Source organism: Kiritimatiellia bacterium (genome assembly GCA_018001225.1).
Classification (GTDB): domain Bacteria; phylum Verrucomicrobiota; class Kiritimatiellia; order CAIQIC01; family JAGNIJ01; genus JAGNIJ01.
This window is the reverse complement of the sequence record JAGNIJ010000032.1, coordinates 20,886-46,127: the sequence shown is the minus strand read 5'-3', so window position 1 is coordinate 46,127 and position 25,242 is coordinate 20,886. Positions and strand designations below refer to the sequence as shown.

The 25,242-nt window shown below is 68.1% G+C and carries 18 protein-coding genes; 12 read left to right on the top strand and 6 right to left on the bottom strand.

The genetic code is table 11. The annotated features are described in order from the left end of the window. Positions 1-50 precede the first annotated feature (50 nt). The 3 genes from KA248_11045 to KA248_11035 form a co-directional block, all read right to left on the bottom strand. A complete protein-coding gene (locus KA248_11045; GenBank protein MBP7830444.1) occupies positions 51-3,962 on the bottom strand; it encodes a polysaccharide deacetylase family protein in 3,912 nt (1,303 codons plus the stop codon). A gap of 86 nt (positions 3,963-4,048) precedes the next feature. Continuing rightward, positions 4,049-5,476, bottom strand: coding sequence for a glycosyltransferase family 2 protein (locus KA248_11040; GenBank protein MBP7830443.1), 1,428 nt, complete (start codon positions 5,474-5,476; stop codon positions 4,049-4,051). 4 nt (positions 5,477-5,480) lie between these two features. Continuing rightward, positions 5,481-9,398 carry a tetratricopeptide repeat protein gene (locus tag KA248_11035; GenBank protein MBP7830442.1) on the bottom strand — a complete coding sequence of 1,306 codons (3,918 nt, stop codon included), beginning with the start codon at positions 9,396-9,398 and terminating at the stop codon, positions 5,481-5,483. Between the two features lie 240 nt (positions 9,399-9,638). Between KA248_11035 and KA248_11030 the strand changes: the two genes are divergently transcribed. From KA248_11030 to KA248_11015, 4 genes are all read left to right on the top strand, one after another. Further along, entirely contained in the window at positions 9,639-10,028 is a 390-nt protein-coding gene (locus KA248_11030) for a response regulator (protein MBP7830441.1), read from the top strand. Then, positions 10,025-10,909, top strand: coding sequence for a hypothetical protein (locus KA248_11025; protein ID MBP7830440.1), 885 nt, complete (start codon positions 10,025-10,027; stop codon positions 10,907-10,909). Before KA248_11030 ends, KA248_11025 begins: the two co-directional genes overlap by 4 nt. A 14-nt stretch (positions 10,910-10,923) precedes the next feature. Next, positions 10,924-11,754 carry an AAA family ATPase gene (locus KA248_11020; GenBank protein ID MBP7830439.1) on the top strand — a complete coding sequence of 277 codons (831 nt, stop codon included), beginning with the start codon at positions 10,924-10,926 and terminating at the stop codon, positions 11,752-11,754. Between the two features lie 83 nt (positions 11,755-11,837). After that, positions 11,838-12,110, top strand: a complete 273-nt coding sequence (locus tag KA248_11015) for a hypothetical protein (protein ID MBP7830438.1) — start codon at positions 11,838-11,840, stop codon at positions 12,108-12,110. A gap of 24 nt (positions 12,111-12,134) precedes the next feature. Here KA248_11015 and corA read toward each other — a convergent pair whose 3' ends face one another. After that, the gene (gene corA / locus KA248_11010; GenBank protein ID MBP7830437.1) at positions 12,135-13,256 is read right to left on the bottom strand and encodes a magnesium/cobalt transporter CorA; all 1,122 of its coding nucleotides are present in this window, start codon (positions 13,254-13,256) and stop codon (positions 12,135-12,137) included. Positions 13,257-13,343: 87 nt separating this feature from the next. Next, positions 13,344-14,252, bottom strand: a complete 909-nt coding sequence (locus KA248_11005; GenBank protein MBP7830436.1) for a TIGR01777 family oxidoreductase — start codon at positions 14,250-14,252, stop codon at positions 13,344-13,346. Between the two features lie 100 nt (positions 14,253-14,352). Here KA248_11005 and KA248_11000 point away from each other — a divergent pair, with 100 nt between their 5' ends. The 8 genes from KA248_11000 to KA248_10965 all read left to right on the top strand — a co-directional run bounded on the left by KA248_11000 (position 14,353) and on the right by KA248_10965 (position 23,479). Then, complete coding sequence (locus tag KA248_11000) at positions 14,353-15,579, top strand: MFS transporter (GenBank protein MBP7830435.1); 1,227 nt, start codon at positions 14,353-14,355, stop codon at positions 15,577-15,579. 128 nt (positions 15,580-15,707) lie between these two features. Continuing rightward, positions 15,708-16,592, top strand: coding sequence for an AraC family transcriptional regulator (locus KA248_10995; protein MBP7830434.1), 885 nt, complete (start codon positions 15,708-15,710; stop codon positions 16,590-16,592). Positions 16,593-17,031: 439 nt separating this feature from the next. Next, positions 17,032-19,269 (top strand): YvcK family protein, encoded by a 2,238-nt coding sequence (locus tag KA248_10990; GenBank protein ID MBP7830433.1) that lies wholly within the window; start codon positions 17,032-17,034, stop codon positions 19,267-19,269. A gap of 11 nt (positions 19,270-19,280) precedes the next feature. After that, positions 19,281-20,708 carry a hypothetical protein gene (locus KA248_10985; protein ID MBP7830432.1) on the top strand — a complete coding sequence of 476 codons (1,428 nt, stop codon included), beginning with the start codon at positions 19,281-19,283 and terminating at the stop codon, positions 20,706-20,708. 101 nt (positions 20,709-20,809) lie between these two features. After that, positions 20,810-21,517, top strand: a complete 708-nt coding sequence (locus tag KA248_10980; protein ID MBP7830431.1) for an ABC transporter permease — start codon at positions 20,810-20,812, stop codon at positions 21,515-21,517. Further along, complete coding sequence (locus KA248_10975) at positions 21,514-22,269, top strand: ATP-binding cassette domain-containing protein (GenBank protein MBP7830430.1); 756 nt, start codon at positions 21,514-21,516, stop codon at positions 22,267-22,269. Before KA248_10980 ends, KA248_10975 begins: the two co-directional genes overlap by 4 nt. Further along, positions 22,266-23,156 carry an MCE family protein gene (locus KA248_10970; GenBank protein ID MBP7830429.1) on the top strand — a complete coding sequence of 297 codons (891 nt, stop codon included), beginning with the start codon at positions 22,266-22,268 and terminating at the stop codon, positions 23,154-23,156. Before KA248_10975 ends, KA248_10970 begins: the two co-directional genes overlap by 4 nt. A gap of 14 nt (positions 23,157-23,170) precedes the next feature. Continuing rightward, the gene (locus tag KA248_10965) at positions 23,171-23,479 is read left to right on the top strand and encodes a hypothetical protein (protein MBP7830428.1); all 309 of its coding nucleotides are present in this window, start codon (positions 23,171-23,173) and stop codon (positions 23,477-23,479) included. Positions 23,480-23,488: 9 nt separating this feature from the next. On the opposite strand, the gene guaB is transcribed toward KA248_10965, so the two are convergent. Then, positions 23,489-24,979, bottom strand: coding sequence for an IMP dehydrogenase (guaB, locus tag KA248_10960; protein MBP7830427.1), 1,491 nt, complete (start codon positions 24,977-24,979; stop codon positions 23,489-23,491). Between the last annotated feature and the right edge of the window lie 263 nt (positions 24,980-25,242).

Here is a 25,242-nt window from a genome sequence, read left to right as displayed (position 1 = left end):
GCCGGAAAACCCGGACGAGAGTATCGCGCAGGACCGGGCGCGTGTCAGCATCAGAATAGAACGACGGCGTCGCCCGGCGCCCGCCGCCAGAACCCGTCGGACTCGTCCACCGCCAGTTCCTCCGGGAGGAGGATCGGCAGCATGTGGACCTTGCGCGCGCCGGGGAAGAGGCCGGAAACGGCGGAGATCTCCCGCAGCATGGCCGAGCGGCTGTCTTCGTCCAGGAACACGGCGAGCAGCGTCAGGTCGGTGCCCAGCAGGGCCTGCTCGGCGCGCTCCAGCCATTCCGGGGGCGGGAGCTGCAGCATCGTCAGCGTGAAGCCGTCCACGTCCTCCTCGGTGGCCCGCCGGGCCAGCTCGGCGGGGTCCAGGTTGCGCCAGTCGCACAGCCGGACCACCGGCAGGAGCCGGAGCCGGTGGTAGCGGGCGAAGATCCGGACCTTGCGGAATTCCTGGTCGCCGTCCCGCCGGATCGTGCCGTCCATCTCGTGCCGGTACCAGAAGGGTGCGACGGTGGACAGGTCCTGGACGCGGGGCTTGAGCATCTCCACGCTGGCCGCGTCGTCCGGGGGCTCTTCGCGGCGATGGAAGCTGGCCAGGCGGATGGGCCGCGGGCCGCCCTCGATCTCGCGGAGGGTCACCTGCGCGACGCCGAACTGCGCGGCCCACGCGCCCGCGCCCCACCAGCCGAGGCCGAGATCGATCGGGATCGAGACCGGCGTCCGGAAGATGGGCTGATCCTCCACGTAGCCCTGGGCGCCGTCCCCGCGGAGTTCCAGGCGCAGCCGCAGCGGGCCGTCCGGCCGGGTCCAGGGCTGCGTTTCGTTCGCGATGATCTGGTCGCCGCGCCAGATCTGCAGGTAGATCTGCCCTTCCTGGTCGAACCCGAAGCGCACCATGCCGCCCGCGCTGCGCCGGGCGTACAGCCAGAAGAACCCGCGGGGCTGGTCGATGACGGCCTCGATGTAGCCGCTGTGCAGGCCCTCCGACCGGGTGAGTTGCACGTAGGCCTCGGTCTCGAACGGGTCGGCGGCGAGCAGGAGCCGGCCGGACCCGACGCGCCCCACCTCGACGGAGCTGATCCAGTCCGGCGACAGCGCGCCGTGGCGGAAATCCTCCCGCGCCGCGCGCGCCCGCGGCAGCATGGAGAGGAGGAGTTCGCGGCTGTCGTCCCCGGCGCGGGCCGCCAGCTTCTCGAGCAGGTCCATCAGGATCCAGGATTCCGGCCGGGCCAGCAGGTTCTGGTCGCGGACGGCGGAGATAAGGGGCATCTCCATGCCTGGCCGGGATCCGACCTCGACGATCTTCCGCAGGTTGTCGTAGCGATCGCGCGGTTCGGTCAGCAGGCCGTGCAGGAGGCTGCGGGCCTGGAGGTTGTCGGGATGCTGCTCGAGGACCCGGCGGATGAGTTCGCCGGCCTCGGCGTGCCGGTCGTGGCGCGCCAGCCACTCGGCCTTGCCCAGGAGGATTTCCGGGTCGTTCGGGAAAATCGCGGCGTATTGGTCCAGCAGGGCGAGGGCGCTGCCCGGGCCCTCCCCGCCGCCGTTCATCAGGCGCGACATGCGGATCACGAGCCCGATCTGCCCCGGGCTGATGTCGAGGCTGCGCTGGTAATACTGCAACGCGGTCGGGATGTCGCCGCGGCGCAGGTACACGTCGCCGATGAGCATCAGCGGCTCTTCGTTGTAGGGCTCCTCCTTCTGCCACGTGGTCCAGATCTCGATGGCATGCTGGAAGCTGCCGGACAGGAACGCCCGCTGGCCCCGCCGCCGCCAGATTTCGGCCGGGCTTTCAGTTTCGCTCCGGCGGGTCTGGCTGTCGCCCGGCCCCAGTTGATAGTACACGCCCAGCGGGGCCTCGTCGTGCTCGGGGTCGGCTTCCTCGACCTGGATCACGCGGTGCGCGGCGTCGCCGAGCCGGACGAGGGGCACCGCCAGGGCGGGGTCCCTCGAGGTAGCGACCCGCAGGTTGGGCAGGACGGTCATCAGGGCCTTCAGGGCGGCGTCCTGGATCACGTAGCGGGGCAGGCGGACGATCATCAGCCGGCTCTTTTCGGCCAGCAGGGCGTGAAGTTTCTGGAGCCAGGCGGTGAGGACCACGGGGGCGAGCCCGGCGTCCGTGCGCGTGAAATCGAGCAGCACGCCCTCGGCCCCGATCTCGTCGAGCTGCCCGGCCAGCGACTCCGGCTCGAGGCGCGCGACCCCGGCGTTGTCCTCGAACAGCACCTCGGGCGTGAACCGGAGATGGTAAATCCCCGCCACGGCCTTGAAGAGGCGCGCGTCCCAGGCGGGCTGGGTCAGGACGCCGCGCGTGCCGATGCTCATCCAGGGCGGCGCGAGGTGCGAGATGCGGTCGCCGTTGCGGCTGATCCAGTCCGTGAGGCGGTGCTGCCCCTCCACGGTCGGGGTCCAGGTGACCACGGCCTCGCGGGTCCGCCGGATGTGCAGCGAGGAGACCTGCGCGCGCGCCGCGCCCTCGTCGGGATGCCAGACGCTCAAGCCCGCCATGCCCGGCACGGGCTTGCCGTGGATCTGGAGCACGTCCAGGAACAGGGGCTGGCCGTTGAGGCGGATGAAGATCAGGCTCTCCCGCAGGGAGACTTCCAGATGGTTCTTCTCCGGCAGGAGCTTCGGCACCTGCCGGGAGGCCAGGGTCACGGGCTGCATGCCGGCGGATTTCTGGCGCAGCCACAACTGGCCGTGCTCGTCCATCCCCAGGTAGATGTACCGTTCGCCGTCCGCCGTGCCGCGCAGGAACAGGCCGAGCTGGCCTTTTTCAATGGAGAATTCCATCGAGAGGGTGAAGTCGCTCAAGGTGTCGCTGCCGTTGATCCAGGCCTTGGCGCCGGTCGTGTTCGTGGCGGCGCCCAGTTCGATCGCGCCCCCGGCGAGGGAAAAGACGCCCCAGTCCGGCAGCCAGGCGAGGGGGGTCTTGAACAGGTACTCCGGGCTGTACTCGTCCCGCGGCCAGGCGTGCCGCAGCCGCTGGACCAGCTCCTCCGCGGTCCAGTCGGACTGCACCATCAGGCGGGTCAGGTGGCGCGGGTCGCTGTCGCGGGTGTTCAGCGCGGCGGAACCGAGGACGAAGCCCAGGTCGTACTGCTGGCCCACGAGGTCGAGGTTCAGCCGCCGGGTCAGCACGGCCCGGTCGTCGTATTGCCCGAAATCGCCGTAGGGGAAGGCGAAGGCGCGGGGCCGGGTGCCCGTCTGCTTCTCGATGATGTCGAGGCACTGGAGGTGGTCCGCGGCCAGGCGGCCGGCGTACTGCTCCAGGGTCTCGTACCGGTTTTCCGGCGTCAGCCATTGCGGGGTGGTCAGGAAATGGCCTTCGGTCCCGGCCGGATCGGCGGGGACCAGGCTGAACCCGTCGTGGCTCTGGGCGCCGATCTCCCACCCGCCGACGCGCAGCATCCGCCGGACATAGGGCCAGCGCAGGCTCGACGGTTCGCCCTCGAGGATCGGCCGCGTCCAGATGAACATCACGCCGTGGTACCCCGCCCGCCGCAGCACGCTGCGGGCGTCGAAGTACGAGGACTTGCGGGACTGGTCGAAGGTCAGCAGGAGGGCGCCCCGCGGGACGGGCTTTCCCTCGTAGATGAGCTGGCGCGCCTCCTCGAGGGTGAGGGTCACGTAGCCCCGGGCCTTCAGCGCCTCGATGTGCTCCCGGAACCGGTCCGGCGTCACTTCGCGTTCCTGGTCGGAAATGCCGGCGTAGGACAGCGCCAGGAACGAGTACGCGTCGCGCGGGCCGCGGTCCTGGGCGCGCTGGGCGGCCTTCCGCAGCATCCAGATGTGGAACGGCACCCACCACGCCGCCAGCAGGCTGACGACCAGGAAGAAGTACAGCCAGGACTGCAGGTACGACGCCTTCAGCGCGCGGATGCGCGCGTCGCTGTCCGGCGGCGGGACCGTCGACTTCGGGTGGACGGGCGGCGGCGGGCGGTTCGAGGCGCGTTCGCTCACGGCTCACCGCCCCCCGTCGCCGTGCCCGCCCCGGTGCCGCGGGTGCCCCAGGCCGCGCGGCGCAGCGTCGCCAGGGCGTAGTAGATCTACCAGCTGAAGAACAGGGCGTAGGAGAAGGTGAAGAAGAACCCGGCCCACCAGTCCGTTCGCCCGGTGCGGCGCAGGTGCTCCATCGACCAGATCAGGGTGATGGCCATCACGCCGACCACGTACGGCGCGGTCACCGTGCCCATCAGCAGCGGGCCGATGACGAGGGCCTGCAGGATGATCAGGGGCTCCACGATCGGCATCCACATCATCACGTACCACGACAGCGCCGGGATCGGGTGCTTGCGCCACATGAACTTGCTGGCCCGGAACACCTCGCGCGCGTACGAGCGCATCCAGCGCGCCTGCTGCCGGACGTACTGTTTCCAGTTCTCGGGCGCGAGCGTGGTCGCCACGGCCTCGCTGTCGTACAGGATCCGGTAGTCCTTCAGCACGAAATTCGTCAGGCTGCGGTCGTCGCCGTAGTTGCCGACCTTGCCGAAGCACGTGCTGTGGATCCAGTCGTCCAGCACGTGCAGGATGCAGGACCGCCGGTAGGCCGAGAAACACCCGGGCAGGCAGCTCACCATCCCGAACGTGCTCTCCGCCGCCTTCATGATCGTGTACGAGAAGTAATACCGCACGTCCTGCATCCGCGTCAGCAGGTTGACCTTGGAATTCTCCACGTCCGTGTGCCCGGAAATGCCGCCCACGGTCGGGTCCACGAACCCCTGGATCACCTTGCGCACGGCGTCGGGCATCAGGAAGGTGTCGGAGTCCACGAACACGATGAAATCGCTGTGGGCCATCAGGGATGCCGCCGCCATGCCGTAGACCAGGCCGCGGTTGCGCTCGAAGTCCACGATGACGAGCAGGGGAAAGGCCGCCTGGGCCTTCAGCATCTCCTCGAGCGTGTTGTCGCGGGACCCGTCGTTGACCACGATCACTTCCGTCTTCCAGTGCGGGTAGTCCTGCGCGAAGACCTGGGCGATGGTCTGGGCGATGGACTTCTCCTCGTTGTAGCAGGGGATGGAGACCGTCACGGGCGGTTCGAACCCGACGCTCGGCGGCGGGGAGTAGAACGCGGCGAAGAGAAAGCGCGTGAGGATGAAAATCCCCACCACGAGGCTGAAGATGTTGACCAGCGGCGAGTACCAGTAGTGCTCGATATTGATCAGCTGCAGGTAGATGACCATGGTCAGCAGCAGGATGCCCCCGGCGGCCATGAGCACCATCGAGACGCGGGGCGGCGGGTGATACAGGCGCCGGAGGCGCTCCTCGAAGTTGTGTTCGGCCTTGTTCTCCGCCGGCGGCCGCGGGGGAAACGATTCCTGTTTCATGCGGCGCTGGCAGAAGGGGCACACCGTCGGGCGGGCCGCGTCGAGCACGTACACGCTCAAGAAGCAGTCCTCGCAGTGGCACCGGTGGCCGGTCTTGGGCGCGTGCGCCGGGGCGGGCGGCCCGGGCGGGCTGGAGGTCGCGGGCATGGCGTCAGAGGATCAGCACCGCGCTGGGCGAGCGGTCATCCTGGGGCTTGGGCGGCGCATCGGGCGGATGGGTCTCCGGCACGATCATCGGCAGCGTGTGCGTCGCGCGCGCCCCCGGGAACAGCCCGACGTACGGCGCCACCTCGCGGAGCTCGGCGGTCTTCTTGTCCAGGTCCAGGTGGGCGACGAGGATCGTCAGCGAGGTCCCCAGCAGCGCCTTCTCGGCGCTCTCGAACCATTCCGCGGGAGGCATGCGGGGCACCATGAGCGTGAAGCCGTCCACCCGGTTGGTCTCCGCCAGCGGCACGAGCTTGGCCACGTCGAGCGTGCGCAGCGAAACGTCCTGGACCGCGGGCAGCAGCCGCACCTGGTGGTAGCGCGAGAAGATGCGCACGTCGGGGAAGTCGCCCTCGCCCCGTTTCTTCACCTCGCCGTCCGTGTCGTGGAAGAACCACGGCGGCGTCACGGCCGAGATCTGCTGGATGTGCGGTTTCAGGCGCGCCAGGATGTCCTCGTCCGTGACGCTCTCGCCCCGGCCCTGGAACCACCCGATCTGGACGGGGAGCGGGCCGCCGCTGACCTCGCGGATCAGCACCTGGGCCTGGCCGAACTGCGGGGCCCACGGGGCCAGGCCCCACCAGCCCAGGCCCATGTTGCGCGGGATCGACAGCGGCGCGCCAAAGGCGGCCTGGCCGTCCACGAACCCCAGCGCCCCGTCGCCCCGGATCTCCAGGCGCAGCCGGATCGGCCGGTCGGGCTTCACCCAGTAGCGGGTGTTGCGGGCCAGGATCTGTCCCCCGCGCCAGACCTGCAGGTACAGCTGCCCCGACTGGTCGAAGCCGAAGCGCACCATGCTGCCGGCCCCGCGCCGCGCGTACAGCCAGAGATAGCCCCGGGGCTCCTCCACCAGCGCCTCGACGAAGCCGTTGAGCAGGCTGTCCGACCGGACCAGGCGCAGGTAGGCCTCCGTCTTGGCCGGGTCCGCCGCCAGCAGCATGCTGCCCGCCTGGTCTTCCTCGTAGTTCACCGAGCTGATCCACTCGGCCGACAGGCGCCCGGAGCGGAAATCGTCGAAGGCCTTCTGGTCGCGGGGCAGCAGCGCCGTGTACAGCTCCCGCTGCTCCTCGGGGGCCTCGACCGCCATGCGCTCGAGGAAGTCCATCAGCAGCCAGGATTCCGGCAGGGTGAAGAGATCCTGCTCCTGGATGGCCCGGGCCAGCTGCTGCTCCAGCCCGGTCTGGGACCCGACCTCGACGATCTTCTTGAGGTTCTCGTACTGCTTCCGCGCGTCCTTCAGCAGCGGATGGAGCATGGTGCGGGCGCGCAGGTTCTCGGGGAACAACTCCACCACCTTGCGGACCAGGGCCGTGGCCTCCTCCTCGCGCCGCTGCCGGATCAGCCACTCGGCCTGCGCCAGGGCGATGTCCGGATGATTGGGGAAGATCCGCGCGTAGCGGTTCAGCAACTGCATGGCCTCTTCCGGCTTGTTCGCGTTGACGCCGAGGATGCGGGCCATGCGGATCACCAGCCCGATCTGCCCCGGGTTGAGGTCGAGGCTCTGCCGGTAGTACTCCATCGCGGTCTCGATGTTGCCCTCGCGCAGGAACACGTCGCCGATCAGCGAGACCGGTTCCTCGTTGTTGGGTTCCAGCTCCTTCCAGTGCGTCCAGATCTCGCGCGCCTTCTGGAAATCCCCGATCCGGAACGCGGCGCGCCCTTCCTGGCGGAGCCATTCCGCGTGCATCTCCGTGCTCCAGGTTTCGTCGGGCTGGGTCAGGCCGGAGAGCTCGTAGTAGAGGGTGAGCTCGAGATCGCGGTAGGGCAGGGGGGCGGTCTCCTGCTTCAGCACGGGCGGCGTATTGGTCGAGGCGACTTCCGCGGCGGCCGACACGGTGGCGTCCTCCGTCGTGACGATCTGCGCGCCGGGCACGGCCTCCATCACGCTCGGGAGGGTCGAAGGCTGCTCCAGCACGGGCGGCAGTTGCACCAGCATGCTCAAGCCGCTGGCCGCCAGCACCCGGCTGGCCTCCTTCAACCACGAGGTGAGCTGCGAGAGGATCATTCCGCGCATGGTGCCCCCCAGGTTCAGTACCACCCCGTTGGCCCGGATGTTGCGGGCTTCTTCCGCCAGCGTCCTCGGCGACAGGGTCGCGAGCGCCTCGAAGCTGTCCAGCCGCACCTCGGGGGTGAATTGCATACGGTAAATCGACGCGAACGACGAAAACAGCCGGGGGTCCCAGCGGGGTTGCTCCTGCAGCCCGTGCGTCGAGACGACCATCCACGGCGCGGCCAGGTGGCTATACCGGTAGGCCTCCCCGCGCAGCCAGTAGGCCAGGTCCAGCGAGTGACCGAGCGTCGGCTCCCAGGTCAGGACGCTCGGGCGGAACGGCTCGAGGTCGAAATCCACCACCTCGGCCAGGGCCGTCCCGATATCCGGGTGCCAGACGCTGCAGCCGATCATGCCCGCGCGCACGACGCCGCGGGTGTTGATGATGTTCTGGAACAGCGGCTGCCCGTTGACCTGCGCGTAAAAAAGCCGGTCGCGGATGAAGACCTCGAGCTCCACGAACCCCTCGGCGTCGGGCGTGTAATTGGCCGAGGCCAGCGTGAACGGCTTCATGCCCGCGTGCTTCTGGCGCAGCCAGACCTTGCCCTCGTCGCCGAGCCCCAGGTAGACGTGCTCCTCGCCGTCCGGCGTGGCCCGCATGAACAGGCCGAACTGGCCGTGCTCGACCCTCGCCTTGAGCCGGGCGTGGAAATCCCGGAACGTGTCGCTGCCGTTCAGCCAGACCTTGGCCCCCGTCGTGTTCGTCCGCGCGGTGAAGCGCACGAAGTCCGGGCCCATGCCGACCCGGCCCCAGTCCACCACCCACGCGGCGGGGGTGGAGAGAAGGGCCTGGCGCGAGTAGCCCTGCGGATGGGGCCAGGCGTTCTCCAGCCGCGCCACCAGCTCTTCCGTGCTCCACCGCGGGTTGACCAGCAGCCGCCGAAGGCGCCGCGGGTCGCTGTCCTTCGTGTTCAGCGCCGTGTTGCCGAGGACGAAGCCCAGGTCGTAGTAGCGGCCCACGAGGTCCATGTTCAGCCGGCGGGACAGGACCGCGCGCTGGTCGAACTGCCCGAAATCGCCGTAGGGGAACGCGTAGGCGAACGGCTTGCCCGGCAGGTTTTCCTGGATGAACGCCAGCGCCGCCTCGTGGTCCGCGATCAGCCGCGCGCTGAACTCGGCCGGGCTTTCATAGCGGGTCTCTTCGGCGATCCAGCGGGGCGCCGCCATGAAATTCCGCCGGGTCCCGGCGCTGTCCGCCGTGATGCGGGAATAGCTCCGGTGGCCCTGGACCCCGATTTCCCAGCCGCCGCCCTGCAGCATGGTCCGGATGTAGGGCCACCGCAGGCTCGCCGGATCCTCGTCCACGATCGGCGCCGTCCACAGGAAGGCCACCGCGGTCCAGCCGGCCCGCTGGAGCGGCCCGCGCGCCTCGAAGTAGGCCGCCTTGCGCGACTGGTCGAACGTCATCAGGATCGCCTTGCGCGGCAGGGGTTTGCCCTCCTGGTACAGGGCCCGCACGTCCGCCAGGCTGATCGGGATGTACCCGGCCTTCCGCAGGGCCGCCAGATGGTCCTTGAATTGCAGCGGCGACACGTCCCGCGGGCGCTCGGAAATGGATTCGTAGGCGATGGCGACAAACTCGTGCCGGTCCCGGACGCCCTGGTGCGTCGGGCGGAAGGCCAGCAGCCGCAGCAGGGCGATGCGCAGCGGGAAGGCCCAGGCGACCGCCATGCAGATCAGCAGCAGGAAGTAAAACCAGCTCTGCCGGTACGTGGACTTCAGCAGCGCAATCTTTTGGGGAGCGACCGGGAGCGGGGTCTTCTCGTCGGTCTTCAGCAGCCCGCGCAAATTATGGTCCGGATCCCTCGCGCTCACAGGGTACCTCGTCTTCCTCGCCCGCTGCTTCGCATAGTGCGGCAAACGCGAATCCAACGCCAGCCGAAAAACGGGCGGCGGCCCCGCCCGCCGGCGGGCCCAAGACCCGGCCCCGCCGCCGGATACCGCGCGCGCCCGGAAGTTATTTCTTGTCAAGCTTCCCGCGATGGATAGGATATCGGATGGAAAAGATTACTGTGCGCGCCGCGGCGGGCGAGCGGCGGGAGGATGGAGGAGTCTATGGCCAAGATTCTCGTGATCGACGATGACGAGCAGGTGCGCAACTACCTGAACCGCCTCTTTCAAAAGCTCGGACACCAGGTGGTCCTGGCGGCCGACGGCACCGCGGGCTGCGAACAGGCCAGGAACCCGACCGTGCAGGTGATCGTGACCGACCTGGAAATGGCCGGCTCGGTGAGCGGGATGGACCTCGTGCGCGCCCTGCGCAAGGCCCGCCCCCAGTGCCCGATCATCGTGGCCAGCGGCTTTCCCACCGACGAGCGGCTCTCCGAGTGCGAGCAGCTCGGCATCAAGGATTTCCTTACCAAGCCCTTCGAGCTCTCGTTTGTGAGCGCCGTGCTGAAGAGACTCCTGGGGAGCGGCGAGGTCGCCTCGGGTCAGGTGCAATGATCGCTAAAACGCCACTGGGAGTGCCGTTTTTCGATGCCGCCTACGGAGGCGTGTACCAGGGACGGTCCACGCTCGTGACCGGGCGGACCAACACCGGCAAGACCGTGATGGCCTTCCAGTTCCTCCGTCAGGGGCTGCAGCAGGACGAGCGTTGCCTGATGCTGTCCACCCGGCAGGCCGCCGACCTGACCATCTGCGCCGACTCGCTGGGCCTCCCCATCAGCAACGCCGTGGAAGCGGAGAACCTCATCCTGCTCGAATACAGCGACTTCGTGTTCGGCATGGACCGCACGGACGCGGTGAACCTGCCGGCCGACGGCTTCAACCAGTTGAAGGAAGTCATCGAGACCCACTCCATCCGCCGGGTCGTCATCGACACCATCGTGCCGTGGGTCGCCATCCAGGACGTCGAGCATCTCGGGCAGTACGCGCTCTCCTTCGCCCGGGCGTTCGACCGCCTCGGTACGACCACGCTCATGACCCTGCCCAAGCCGGTTTCGGCCATGGCCCATCGCCTTCGCAAGATCCTGGAGGAGATCATTCCCATCTGCATCTACCTGAATCCCTCCGAGAAGAGCGACCGCCTGCTCTTCCAGGTCACCAAGTACCTTGGAGAAAAGAAACCCGGCCCGCCGATCGAATATGACATCGTCAACGGCCTCGGGTTGACCGAGTTGTCGGCGGAACCGCCGCCCCCCGCGGCGCCCGCCGCGGGACCGGCCGCCGCTGCCCGGAAAATGACGCCCTCCCGGCCCTCGATGCCGGCCGGCGGGGAGGCGCCGTCCGGTCCTCGGATCAATTTTTCCAGCGTGATGCCCGGACTGCGCACGGACGAAATCCCGAGGGGGCCCGGCGGCCAAGGCGAGCCGCCCGGCCGTTGAAAGCGTAGAAACGAGTGTACATAACCTACTGGAATCTCAAGGAAGAGCCGTTCCAGAATGTGGCCGATACTCGCTTCGCGTACCTGTCCGACCAGCACCGCGAGGGATTGGCCCGGCTGACCTACCTCGCCCTCAATCGCAAGCTCGGCGGCGTGCTGACCGGCGCCTACGGCGTCGGGAAGTCCATGATCCTGCGGCTGCTGGCCACCCAGGTGCATAACGAGAGCCAGTCGCGGTTCGTCGCGCTGGACTATGTCCCGGGCCCCGTGCCGCTCTTCGCCCAGCAGATCCTCCGCCAGATCGGCTGCCGCCGCGTCCCCGACGCGCCGCCCGATCCCCTCGAGGCCATCCGCCTGCTCAACGAGGAAATGCCCTCCCTCGGCCACGTGGTGCTGGCGCTGGACGAGGCGCAGATGATGGCCGACCCGGAGACCTATCATTTCCTGCACCTGCTGACCAACCTGACCCTGGCCGGCCGCGAGAACCAACCCTTGAGCCCCGCCTTCACCATCATCCTCGCCGGCTACGTGGAGCTAGACCAGCTTCGCAAAGCCGACGAGTCGCTCCTGCAGCGTCTTCAACTGACCTGGTGCCTCCAGCCCCTGAACGAGGACCAGACGATTGAGTACATCCAGAATCGCATCCGCGTGGCCGGGGGCGATTTGTGGATCTTCGATCTGGACGCCATGCGTGCCATGTACACGGTCACCCACGGCCTGCCCCGGGTGCTCAACAACGTCGCCGACATCGCCCTCATGCTGGGCAGCGCGGCCCGCGTGCGGCAAATTACCCCGGAAATCGTGGCCCAGGCCGCCCAGGATGTGGCCGGCGCCGGGTTCGCTTGAACCCCATTTTGACGAAAAAAAATTGATTTACTTTCCGCGGGGAAGGGGGTAGATTCATTTTCTAGAAAATGGAGTAGAGTTGTATGTTTGACTCACCCCTTACACTAACCGGTGTCATCGCCACGATCTTGAGCGTGGTGTTTGCGATCGCCGCCTGGATGAATACCCGGCGGCGCCGCCAGGCTATGGCCCATGTGCCGCCCGCGGCCAATCCCGCGGACACCCGGTCGGGTACGCGGATCACCTTCGAAAGCGTCTCCACCGGCAAGCAGTCCGTTTTCAAGAAGGTCGGCCCGAACGGTCAGCCGGCCGAGCCGCTGCAGACGAACCAGGAACACGTCTACGCTTGGGAATAAGGTTCCGTCGCGCGGTCTCTGGAGCTACCGGTCGGCGCCCAGCCAGCCCTTCCTGCGGAAAAAGGCGAGCATCACCAGCACCGTCAGGGCCATCAGCCCGAGCGCGAACGGGTAGCCCAGTTTCCAGTTCAGTTCCGGCATGTTCCACGGCGAGGACTCGGGGTTGAAGTTCATGCCGTAGATCCCCGCGATGAACGTCAGCGGGATGAAGATCGTCGCGATGATCGTCAGCACCTTCATCACCTCGTTCATCCGGTGGCTGACGCTGGAGAGGTACACGTCCGTCAGGTCCGACGCCGTCTCCCGGTAGGTCTCGACCAGGTCGATGATCTGGATCGTGTGATCGTAGCAGTCCCGGAAGTAGAGCCGCGTGTCCGGCGCGATCATCGGCAGGGAGTCGCGGTACAGGGCGTTGAACATCTCCCGCAGTGGCCAGATGGCCCGGCGCAGCGTGCGGAGGTCCCGCTTGGCGTTGTGCACCAGCGTCACCGTCGCGCGCGCGGGCTTCGAGAGCACCTCCTCCTGCAGCGCGTCCAGCCGGTCGCCGAACCGCTCCAGGATGGGGTAGCAGGCGTCCACCACGGCGTCCAGCAGGGCATAGCACAGGAAGTCGGCGCCCGCGGAACGGATGCGATGGCCGGACTTGCGGATTCGCTCGCGCACCGGGTCGAAGCAGTCGCCGGCCTTCTCCTGGAAAGTAACGACGTAGTCGGGGCCGAGGAAAAGGCTGATCTGCTCGGTCAGCACGTCCTCGCGGAACTCCACCATCCGCGCCACGATGAACTGGTTGTCCCGGTAGGGCTCCACCTTCGCCCGCTGGTGCACGTTGATCACATCCTCCAGCGCCAGCGGGTGGATGTGAAAAAGCTCGCCCAGCGCCTTCAGCGTGTCCGCGTCGCCCAGGCCGTCCACGTTGATCCAGGTCACCGGCCGCCGGTTCAGCAGCGCGCGCAGGGCATCGATATCCTGCGGATGGTCTTCCGTGAATCCGTCCGGCCCGTACGCGATGACCGTGATGGCCGGTTTCGGCGCGCGCGGATCCACGACCAGCGTCCCCGGCGCGGCGCCCGGCGGGGCCCGGTGATGAAACCGTTCCTCGGGCATCAGGACGGGCGGCGGAGGACGGTCCTTTTTCTGGCGGCTCATGGGTTTTCCAATGTTTGGAAAAAACCGCGCCTATTTTTCCAAACATTGGAAAACTTGCGAGCCGATTTTTCCAAACATTGGAAATAATCAGGCGGGGGCGGCCAGCGCCTGCCGCAGCGCGCCGGCGAGGGCCGGGAACCGGAACGCGAAGCCGGCGGCCTCCAGCTTCCGCGGCGCGACCCGGGCGCTCGCCAGCAGCAGCGGCCCCGCCATCTCGCCCAAGACCAGCTTCAGGACGAAAGCCGGGACGCGGAAAAAGGTCGGACGATGCAAAATACCGCCCAGCGTCCGCGCGAAGTCGCGGTTCGTGACCGGCTGCGGGCTGACCGCGTTGACCGGCCCGCGCAGGGTCTCGTCCCGCAGCGCGTGCCGGATCGCGCCGACGGCGTCGTCGAGGGCGATCCAGCTCATGAACTGCCGGCCCCCGCCGAGCGGGCCGCCGAGGCCCAGCCGGAACGGCGGCAGCATGCGCGGCAACGCCCCGCCCGCGCGCGCGAGCACGACGCCGAACCGCAGGTTCACCACGCGGATTCCGGCCTCCGTGGCCGGCCGCGTCGCGGCCTCCCAGTCGCGGCAGAGGTCCGGGAAGAAGCCGCTCCCCGGCGCGCTGTCCTCGTCCAGGATCTCGTCGCCCCGGTCGCCGTAGTACCCGATGGCCGACGCCGCGACCAGGACGCGCGGCGGGCGCGGGAGCCGCGCGAAGGCTTCGCAGAGCTGCCGGGTGCCCGTGACGCGGCTGTTCCGGATGCGATCCTTCTTGGCCGCCGTCCACCGCAGCGCGGCGATGCTCTCGCCCGCCAGGTGAATCACGGCGTCCGCGCCTTCCAGCGCTTCGGACGGAAAGGCGCCTTTCTCCGGATCCCAAGCCCGCGCGGCCGGCGGGCCGGCGCGTTTGGAGACGCGGGGTAGGGGGATGAGAGTATGCCCGTCCGCCTGCAGCACCGGCCGCAGCGTGGACCCGATGAGCCCCGAGGCGCCCGTCATCACGATGTTCAAGTGATCGGTCATGAGGACCGCCTCACTATACGGCGGGCGTGGGCTGAACGCAACGGAGCGCGGGATTGTCCCGCCGCGCGGGCCCGGGTAAGATGTCCCCATGGCTTCTTTCGGCAGCACATCCTCGCGCGGCCTGCTGGCCGGGCTCGGGCGCAACGTGATCGTCCTGGGCGTCGTCAGCCTGCTGACCGATATCAGCAGCGAGATGCTCTACCCCGTGATCCCGCTGTTCCTGACCGCGGTGCTCGGCGCGCCGATGACGGTCGTGGGCCTGATCGAGGGCGCCGCGGAGGGCGCGGCCAGCCTGCTGAAAATGCTCTTCGGCTGGATCTCGGACCGGGCCGCGCGGCGGAAGCCGTTCGTCGTCTGGGGCTACGGGCTCTCCGCGGTCAGCAAGCCCCTGATGGCGCTCGCCGGCGCGTGGCCCGTGGTCCTGCTGGCCCGGCTGGTGGACCGGACGGGGAAGGGGATGCGGACCTCGCCGCGCGACGCCCTGATCGCCGCCTCGTGCGATCCGGGGCAGCGCGGCAAGGCGTTCGGCCTGCACCGCGCCATGGATACGGCCGGCGCCGTGGCGGGTCCGCTGCTCGCGCTGCTTTTCCTGGCCGTGTGGCAGGTCGGCTACCGGGCCATGTTCGTGATCGCCTTCATCCCGGCCGCGCTGGGCGTGCTGGCGCTGGCCCTCGTTCGCGCGGGAGACGGCGAGCCGTGCCCGAAGTCGGCGGTGCCGGCCGGCCCGCGTCCGCCGCTGTCCGCCGGCCTGAAGAAATTCGTCGCGATCTACGGGGTCTTCGCCCTCGGCAACAGCAGCGACGTGTTTCTCCTCCTGCGCGCGAAGGAGGCGGGCCTGGGCGCGTCGGGCATGCTGTGGGTCTACGTGTTCTACAACGCCGTCTACGCCCTCGCCTCGACGCCCGCCGGCTGGCTCTCGGACCGGTTCGGCCGCCGCGCGGTGATGACCGGCGGGCTCGCGGTATTCACGCTGGTCTATCTCGGGTTCGCGCTCGATCCCGCCCCGGCGGCAATCTGGGTTCTTTTTGCGCTCTACGGTTTCTATGCCGCGGCCATGGAGGGCGTGGCCAAGGCGCAGGTGGCGGACCTGTCCGTCCCGGAGAACCGCGGCACGGCGATGGGGCTCATGCATTCCGTCACCGGCCTGCTGGCCTTCGCGGCCAGCGCGGCCGCCGGGTGGCTGTGGTCGAACGTGAGCCCGTCCGCGCCGTTCTTCTACGGCGCCGCCTGCGCGCTGGCGTCGGCGGCGCTGTTTATTCTGTGGAAGGACTGTAGTGGCGCTTCTGCGAAGCGCCCTGATGGAAGCGGCTCATAGAGCCGCCGCTACAGCAGGGGCCGGCTTGTTGTAGTGGCGCTTCTGCGAAGCGCCTTGATGGCAGGGCGCCAATCCGCAAGATCGGGAAAGCGCGCGACCGCGAACAAGGATAGGGTGCGGCCATGATGATGAAATCCAGGAACGGCGCGCGACCCCGGCCCGGCACGGAACGCGACTACCAGGAACGGATCCAGCGCGTGCTTCAGCACCTGCAGCGGCACGTGGACGAATCGCTGTCGCTGGACGGCCTGGCCCGCGTGGCGTGCTTCTCGCCCTTTCACTTCCACCGCCTGTTTACGGCGTTCGTCGGGGAGACCCCCGGCCAGCACCAGCGGCGGTTGAGGATCGAGCGGGCGGCCGCCCGGCTCCGGCATACGCGGGAGCCGGTGACGGTGATCGCCCTCGAGGCCGGCTACGAGACGCCCTCGGCCTTCACGCGCGCGTTCCGGCAGCATTTCGGCCGGAGCCCGGTCGGTTTCCGGCGAATGAAGAAACCCGGACCGCCCTCGGCCGCGCCGCGGGCGGCCCCTCAACCCAGGGAGAAGAAGATGGAACACCGGATCGAAACGTGCAAGGAGCGGAAGGTCGTATTCGTGCGGCGGGTGGGGCGCTATGACAAGTCCGCGGGCGAGGCGTGGGGTGCCGTCTGCGGGTTTGTCTTCCCGCGCGGCCTCGCCGGGTGCAACGCGGAGTTCATCGGCATCAGCTACGACGACCCGGACATCACCGCCGAGGACAAGCTCCGCTACGACGCGTGCATCACGGTTGACCGCGACGTGAAGCCCGAGGGCGAGGTCGGGGTGCAGGCCATTGCCGGCGGGCGGTATGCCGTGTTCACGCTCAAGGGCCCGTACGACGGGCTGAAGGCCCTGTACCGCGGGATTTTCGGCCAGTGGCTGCCGTCGAGCGGGCACCAGTTGCGCAACGCGCCGTGCTTCGAGAAGTACCTGAACAGCCCGGACCAGACGCCCCCGAAGGACCTCCTGACGGAAGTCTTCATCCCGATCCAGTAGGCCGCCGGGCGTGCGCGGTCCTGTTTGAATTCAATGCGCCGCCCCCGGCCCGTCGCCTGAAAACCCGCGGCCATACTTTGCAAAGTATGGCCGCCCCCCGCGCGTGTGTGTTTTTTCGGAGCCCAGGCCGTCTCTCGCCGGGATTTCGAAAGAAACAGGTGGTCCGCGCGCTCCGTCGCGCGGGCGGCCCGCGCCCGCGGATCGGCGGGCCGGCCTGCGTCTGTCGGAACTCATGGGAGACCGTGTAACCGCCCGAATCTTTGGCGAACTGGAGGAAAACACACCAAGGGGTAAAGTGGAGGCGGGACGCCCTCGTCCCGCTCGATGCGCCGCGGGGGCGCGGCGCCTCCAAGCTTCGCTCAAGAGCTGGGTGTAACCGCCGCGCGCGGAGAAAAAAACTTCATCCCGCGGACCTCATGCGGTACCATGAACCCCACCGATGAAGAGCCATTCCTCGAGAGCACTGCACCGGCGTCCGGCGGTCCGGTCCGCCGCGCCGCGGCCGCCCGTGGAGCCCCTTCTGGATTACGTGTTGAGCGGGCGCGAGCCCGACCAGGGGCTGCCCGAGGGCGTCCGCGACCTCGCCGGGAAGGTATTTCATTTCGACGGGCAGGACAGCCGCGTGGTGATCCTGGGCGGCGGCACGGGGATGTCCACGGTGGTCGGCGGGAACTCCGGCATGCCGGACTGGGCCGGGCGCCCGTTTGTCGGGCTCAAGCAGGTCTTTCCCAACCTGGACGTGGTGGTGTGCACGACCGACGACGGCGGCTCGACGGGTCGGCTGGTCCGCCGCCTGCCCATGGTCGGCATCGGCGACATTCGCAAGTCCCTGCTGTCTTTCATTCGCCGGGAATTGCTCCAGCGCGCGTACTCTCTGACGGACAGCGAAGTGCTGCCCGTGGTCAGCCTGATCCAACAGGTGTTCAACCATCGATTCCGTGAAGGCGAGCACGCGGATCGAATTCTTCGCGATCCGTTGTGTCTCCTGGCGCCGGGGCTGCGCGGGGTCTGCCCGCCGGCGCTGGCGGCCGGCTTGCGCGGGCTGGGCGCATACATTGCTCCGGGAGGCGGCGGGCCGGCGCTGGCGGCCGGCAAGCATTGCCTGGGCAACCTGCTCCTGACGGCGGCGATTTTCCAGGCCGCCGGCGGCCGGTCCACCGCGGCGCCGGGGGCCCGGGCGCTGCGTGCCGGGGTGGACCGCCTCGCCCGGCTGATCGGCTCCCCCGCGGGGCACGTGCACGGCGCGACGGCCACGCCCGGCGAACTGGTGTTCCGCTATGCCCACGGGGTCGAGGTGACCGGCCAGCACAAGTCCTCCCACGCGCGGCGCGGGTTTCCCATCGACTGGATGCGGGCGGATTTCTCCGCGCCGCCCGAAGTGCCCGCCGTCATCCTTCGGAAGCTGCGCGAGGCGGACGTCATCATCACGGCGCCCGGGAGCCTGTACTCGAGCAACATCGCGCTGTTGCAGGTCCCCGGCATCCCGGAGGCCATCCGCGCGAACCGCCGCGCGCTCAAGGTGCTCGGCGCGAACTTCTGGGTGCAGGAGGGGGAGACGGACATCTCCCCGCACAACGCGCACTCCGGGTTCCTCGTGTCCGAGCTGCTCGAGGCGTACGACCGCAACGTGCCGGGCGGCGCGCGCGGCCTGTTCGACGTCGTGCTGGCCTCCAACCTGGAACATCTGCCGGGCGATATCCTGCGCAACTACGCCCTCGAGGGGAAGAAGCCCATCCACCTGGACCGCGCCCGGGTTGAGGCCATGGGCTTCGTCCCGGTCGAGTCCATGCTCTTCACGGTGGACCGGAGCCCCTATACCAACGCGGTGCAGCACGACCCGGAAAAATTCGCGTTGGCGATCCGCGCCCTGCTCGTCGCGGACGGCCATATGCCGGCGGCCTGGCTGGTGCCCGGGCGGAAGCCTCGTCGCGTGCCGGCGGAGATTCCCGTTCCGCGGCGCCGCCCCCCGATCCCGTGCCGCTACATGCAGACCCTGCGCCGCCAACTGCACGCCAAGCGGTTCGAGCCCGCCGGGTTGCGCGATATCCTGCTCGATCTCGCGTGGCGGAACCGGGACATCCTGCCCGAGCACCTGCGCATTTTCCGTGCCGTGCGCGTGGTGCCGGCCTCCCGCTGGCATCGCAGCGGGGACTGGGACAGCGTGCTGGGCTATTTCGATCCCGACGATCTCACCATCAAACTGCACGCGAGCCTGTTGCGCCGGCCGGACCGCCTTCGCGAGGACCTGGTCATCGCGCTCGGGGAGGCCGTGCTGGGACGCTACATCGCGGGGCGCACCTGGTCGAAGAACATCAGCCTGGCCTCCCATGCCGCGCGATGCTTTTCCATCCGTCTATTGCCGCCCGCCCGCCGGTGCTCCTGTTTGAACCCGGCCCAACTGGAGGCCTACCTCCGCCTTGCGCGGATGAATCCCTGCCCGCACGAGCAAGGAGACTGGTGCATCACGGTCAACGGCGACGAGGGATTCCTGCCGCCCGGGCTCCTCTTCGGCATGATGTACGCCTGGTATCTCTACAATGCCTGGGGCGGCGCCATGGAGTACGAGATGTCCCTGCTGCACTGGCGGCCCGACGACTTGATCCCCTGCCAGGCCCGCGAGCGGGAACGCAAGCAGGCGCTCGTCGATTTCTTCCGCACGGAAGTGTTCCGGCGGTGAACCGGGCCGTCATGAGGGCGTATGCCGCGATACTCCTGGCCGGCCTGGCCGCAGGGAGCGCCCGCGCCTTTGACGGCGGGGAATACGACTGGGGCTTCCTGGCCAGCCGCCTCGAGGACGCCGGCGGCGACCTGCGCACCCGGGGGCTGGGGCCCGTCTTCGAGCGGGCCCGCGCCCCGGACGGGGCGCTTTTTTCGGCCGTCCGGCCGCTCTTCTGCCATGGCGTGAACGCAAGGGAGGATCGCCGATTCACCGAGATGGTCTGGCCGATAGCCACCATCCGCCGGTTCCTGGCCGAGTTCGACACCCGCGTGCTCCTGGCCTACTACAAGCGGTTCAACGTCGAAGCAGCCCGGTACCGGTTCATGATCCTGCCGTTGTATTTCCAGGGCCGCGACAGGAAAGGGCAAGGATACCGGGCGTTGTTCCCGCTCGCCGGCAGCATCCACGAGTTCCTGGGCCAGGACGAAATGGACTTCTTCCTCTTCCCGCTTTGGAGCTACTCCTCGATCAACAGCGTCCGGACGCACAATGTGCTCTGGCCCGTCTACTCGCGCACCAAGGGCAAGGGCATCTCGCGGTTCCGGGTGTTCCCGTTCTACGGCTACGCCCGGCACCGCGCCCGCTACGAGAAGGGCTTCGTGGGCTGGCCGTTCTACACCTGGGCGCGCTATACCTATCCCGATGCCCAGGGCCGCGGGTACATCGTCTTCCCGCTCTGGGGCCATTTCAAGATGCCCGACCAGGAGGCCTGGCTGTTTCTCCCGCCGTTCTTCCGTTTTTCGGCCGGCGAGCGGATGAACTACTCCTATGCGCCGTGGCCTTTTTTCCAGCACAGCGCGGGCCAGATCGAACGGCTCTACTTCTGGCCCATCTGGGGCCGCCGCACCATGGCCGGCCTCCGCTCGTCGTTCTTCCTCTGGCCGATCTTCCGTTCCGAGCGGGTGGACCGCGGGGCGACCGTGCGCCGCAAGTTCTGGGCCCAGCCGTTCGTCTATTCGCAGGTGGACCTTTCCCGGCCCGCGGATGGGGGACGCGCCCGCGCGGTAATGCGCCACCACCGGGTCTGGCCGCTGGTCTCCTACCGGCAGGAGGGGCCGGCCCGGCGCCTGCGCCTGCTCGAACTGTGGCCGCTCTGGAACACCGGCCCCGTGGAGCGGAACTGGGCGCCCTTCTGGACGCTCTTCACGTGGACGAAGGTTGGCGAAAACGCGGACACCGAAGTATTATGGGGCCTCGCGCGCGACCGGGTCCGCGGCGCGGAGCGGCGTCACGTGTCCCTCTTCCCGTTCTGGGAGTGGCGGCGGGACGACCGCGAGGGCGGCGCCCGGGAGTGGAACGTGCTGAAAGGCCTGTTCGGCCGCCGGCGGGACGCCGGCGGAACGTCGTACCGCGCATTGTGGATCCTGCGCTGGGGCGGCATGGAGAAAGAGCCATAATCCATCGAGAGCCAGAGTATTTCGAGCCGCCGATCAACTTTTTCGCGCACATCGGCCGGCGCATCCTGCTGACCCTTCGCAACGCCGGCCGCTCGCTGGTGATGCTCGGGGAGGGGATCCTCTGCCTCCGGTTCGCCTTCGCCAAGCGCGTCCGGCACGAGGTCCTCTTCCAGATGTTCGTCACCGGCATCAAGAGCCTCGGCGTCATCACCGTGGTCGCCATGTTCACCGGGATGATCCTCGCCCTGCAGACCGGCCTCGAACTGCGCCGGTTCGGCCAGGAGGTCAACATCGGCACCGCCGTCGCCGTGGTCATGATGCGCGAGATGGGCCCGTTCATGACCGGCCTGATCATCGCCGCCAGCGTCGGGTCCGCCATCGCCGCCCAGATCGGCACGATGGCGGTCTCGGAGGAGATCGACGCCCTGGAACTGATGTCCATCAACCCGGTGAAGTTCCTCGTCACGCCGCGCCTGATCGCGCTGGTCGTGATGATGCCGATCCTGACGGTCTACACGAACATCCTCGGCATCGTCGGCGGCGCGATCGTCGGAACGACCCAGCTCGGCGTGTCCCTGACCGCCTACTTCGACAACGCGACGCGCTACGCGGAGAACAAGGACCTGTACGTCGGGCTGTTCAAGGCCGTCCTGTTCGGCGTCATCATCACGACCGTCGCCTGCCACCAGGGGTTCTCCACCTCGGAGGGCGCCGTGGGCGTGGGCCGCTCCACGCGCAAGACGGTGATCATTTCGTTCCTGACGATCCTGGTGGTGGGCTACATGGTGACGAGGCTGTTCTACTCATGATCCGGTTCGAAAAAGTCACGCGGCGGCTGGGCGGGCGGCTGGTGCTCGACGCCGTGGATTTCGAGATCGAGAAGGGCGAGACCTTCGTCATCGTCGGCTCCTCCGGCGCCGGCAAGAGCGTGACGCTCAAGCACATGGTGCGCCTGCTGACCCCCGACAGCGGCCGGGTGTGGGTCGGCGACGACGTGGTCAGCGAGGCCCGCGGGGCCGAACTCGAGCGGATCCGCTCGCGCTTCGGCGTGCTGTTCCAGGGCGCGGCCCTGCTGCAGTGGCTGAACGTCGGCGACAATGTCGCCCTTCCGCTTCGCGAGCATACCCGCCTGGGCGAGGACGAGATCGACCGCCTGGTCGAGGAGAAGCTGCGCCTGGTCAACCTCGAGGACATCATGGAGAAGTTCCCGTCCGACCTCTCGGGCGGCATGCGCAAGCGCGTCGGCCTGGCGCGGGCCATCGTCATGCAGCCCGAGATCATCCTGTACGACGAGCCGACCTCCGGGCTGGACCCCGTCACCTCCCGCACGATCGACCAGCTGATCGACAACCTGCGCCGCGAGCTGGGCGTCACCAGCGTGGTGGTGACCCACGACCTCCATAGCGCCCTCGCCATCGGGACGCGGATCGCCATGCTCCACGAGGGAAATATTGTTGAAGTTTCAACGCCGGAAGAGTTTATTCGGTCCAAGCAGGAAGTGGTACGCGGCTTCCTGGACGCGCAGTACATCACCCAGCGCGGGGCGTGGGAAACAGCATGAAACGCAGCCGATTGCAGGAAACCTCGATTGAAGTGACCGTGGGCGCCTTCATGTTCATGGTCCTGCTCGCCCTCGGGTTCTTCACCATCGTCTTGAGCCGCGAGAACCTGTTCGCCAAGCGCTACGAGCTGGACGTGGTCTTCAAGCACGTGCTGGGACTGCGGCAGGGGGACAACGTCTTCGTCAGGGGCGTGGACGTCGGCAAGGTCAAGGCCCTGCACATCACCCCGGAGGGCGTGCACGTGCTGGCCAGCCTGGAGCAGCCGGTGACGCTGCGCGAGGATTATAAGATCGAGATCCTGCCGTCGTCCGTGCTCGGCGGGCGGTACCTGGGCGTGCACGAAGGCTCGGAGGACAACCCCCTGTTGCCCGAGGGCACGGTGATCCGGGGCGTGACGCCGGTGGACCTCCTCGACGAGGCCACGCGGACGGTGCAGCTCATCAAGAAGGGCGTCGAGGAAGGCAGGATCATCGAGAATATCAGCGCCGCCGCCGACGGCGTCCGCAAGCTCATGGCCCGCCTGGAGGAGGGGGAGGGGACGCTCGGTAAACTGCTGACCGACGAGACCCTCTACGCCAACCTCAAGGACATTTCCGAGAACCTGAAGCAGATCACCGCGCGGGTGAACGACGGCAAGGGCACCGTCGGCCGGCTGCTCTCCGAGGACGACACCCTGTACCAGGACCTCTCCGCCGCCGTCGCCGCCGTCAAGGACGTGACCGTCTCGATTGCCGAGGGCGACGGCACCCTGGGCAAGCTGACCCGGGACGACGAGTTGTATGAGCAGGCCAAGCTGCTGATGAACGAAATCCGGGGAGCCATCGACGACCTGCGGGAGACGACGCCGGTCACCACGTTCACCAGCGTATTTTTCGGGGCTTTTTAAAAGGGAGAACTGCCATGACATCGCTTTCCGCCAAAACCCTGTGCGTGTGGCTGGTCGCCGGCCTGATCTTCGCGGGGCTGCCCGTCGCCGGCGAGGCGGCCATTTCCGACAGCAGCACCGAGGGGGCCGTGATCACCGTGGGCCTGTTCGTGACCATCGTGGCGGTGCTCTTTATCGTCGGGTTCAAGTCCGACATGGACAACGTGTTCGGGCATCGCGCGCAGCGATCCAACATGGCGCGGTATTCGGAAGGGGACCTCTCCGTCCTCGAATACGAGCCCCCGGCGTCCGGATCGGGACTCGGGTTTCGGCTGGCGTTTTGACCGCCGGCCTCACGTCCGGTAATTCGGCGCTTCCTTGGTGATGGTCACGTTGTGCGCGTGGCCCTCGGCCGCGCCGGCGGGGGTGACCCGGACGAACTCGCCGCGCTCCTGGAGTTCTCCCAACGACCGGCAACCGACGTAGCCCAAAGCGAGGCGCAGTCCGCCGCAGTATTGCGTCAGCACCTTCTGCACGGTCCCGGCGTACGGCACCATGCCCTCGATCCCCTGCGGCACCAGGTCGTCCGGGTTGACGTTCTCCTGGCTGTAGCGCTTGCGGCTGCCCTGGCCCGCCTGCATGGCGCCCAGGCTGCCCATGCCCCGGTAGCCGACGTATTGCCGCCCCTGGTACAAAATCTTCTCGCCGGGGCTTTCCTCCGTGCCCGCGAGGACCGAGCCCATCATCGCCGTGTCGGCCCCGGCGGCGATGGCCTTGGGGACATCGCCGGAGTGGCGGATGCCGCCGTCCGCGATCACCGGGACGCGGCCCTCCAGCGCGCGGGCGCACTCGTAGACGGCCGTCAGCTGCGGCACCCCCACGCCCGTGACCACGCGCGTGGTGCAGATCGAGCCCGGCCCGATGCCCACCTTCACCGCGTCCGCGCCGGCGTCCGCCAGGGCGCGGGCCGCCTCGCCCGTGGCGATGTTCCCGGCGACCACGTCGAGCGCCGGGAACTCGGTCTTGACCCAGCGCACCATCTCCAGGACGGCGGCCGAGTGTCCGTGTGCGGTGTCGATCACCACCGCGTCCGCCGGCCCCTCGGCCAGCCGCGCGACGCGCTCCCGGTCGCCCGGCGCGATGGCCGCGCCGACCCGGAGCCGGTGCTGCGCGTCCCGGTTGTACTGTGGCTCGGCGTTCTCGATCAGCGTGCGCACGTCGGTGTACGAGTACAGCCCCACGAGCCGCCCGTCCTCCACGAGCGGCAGCTTCCCGATCCGCTCGCGCTGCATCAGGTCGTAGGCCTGCCGCAGGGTGGTCCCCGCCGGCGCGGTGACGACCTGCCGCGTCATCACCTCGGTGACCGGCGCGTCCGGGTTGCGCGCGAACTTGACGTCCGCCGAGGTCAGGATGCCGACCAGGCGGTCCTGGCCGTCGAGGATGGGAAACCCGCTGAACGCGTACCCCCTGGCCTGCCGCGTCTCGCGGACGGTCCGCAGGGTGTCGGTGTCGCGGAAGGTCACCGGCTGCCCGATGAGCCCGTTGAGGTGGGATTTCACGGTGCGGACGATCCGCGCCTGGTCCTCGATGCAAAGGTTGCGGTGAATGATCCCGAGGCCGCCGAGCATGGCCAGGGCGATGGCCATGCGCGCCTCGGTGACCGTGTCCATCGCGGCGCTGACGAACGGGATGTTCAGGCGGATGCGACGGCTGAACGGCGCGGAGAGGTCGGTGTCCGTCGGCAGGAAATCCGCGAAGCGGGTCACGAGGCAGACGTCGTCGAACGTCAGGCCCTCGCGGGGGAAGGCGGCCATGAAGGCGTCGAGCGTTGGGTTACGGGTCATCGCACCGGTCCTTTTGGCCTGCGGACCATGGCGCGATCCGGCCGTTGTGTCAACGCCGAAATCCGGCTTTGAAATCCGCCCCTATACGGTATTGGATATGGATACGGCATGTTCGGCCTTATCGATCCTGAAACACAACCCGGCGGGCTGTCCGGCCGAGGTTTTCAATGATCTGAACAATGTTTTTTTTACAGACACAAAGTAAATCGCTTTAACAAGCTTGCTGTTAATATATTACAAAGATAAAAAAAAATGATAAATAC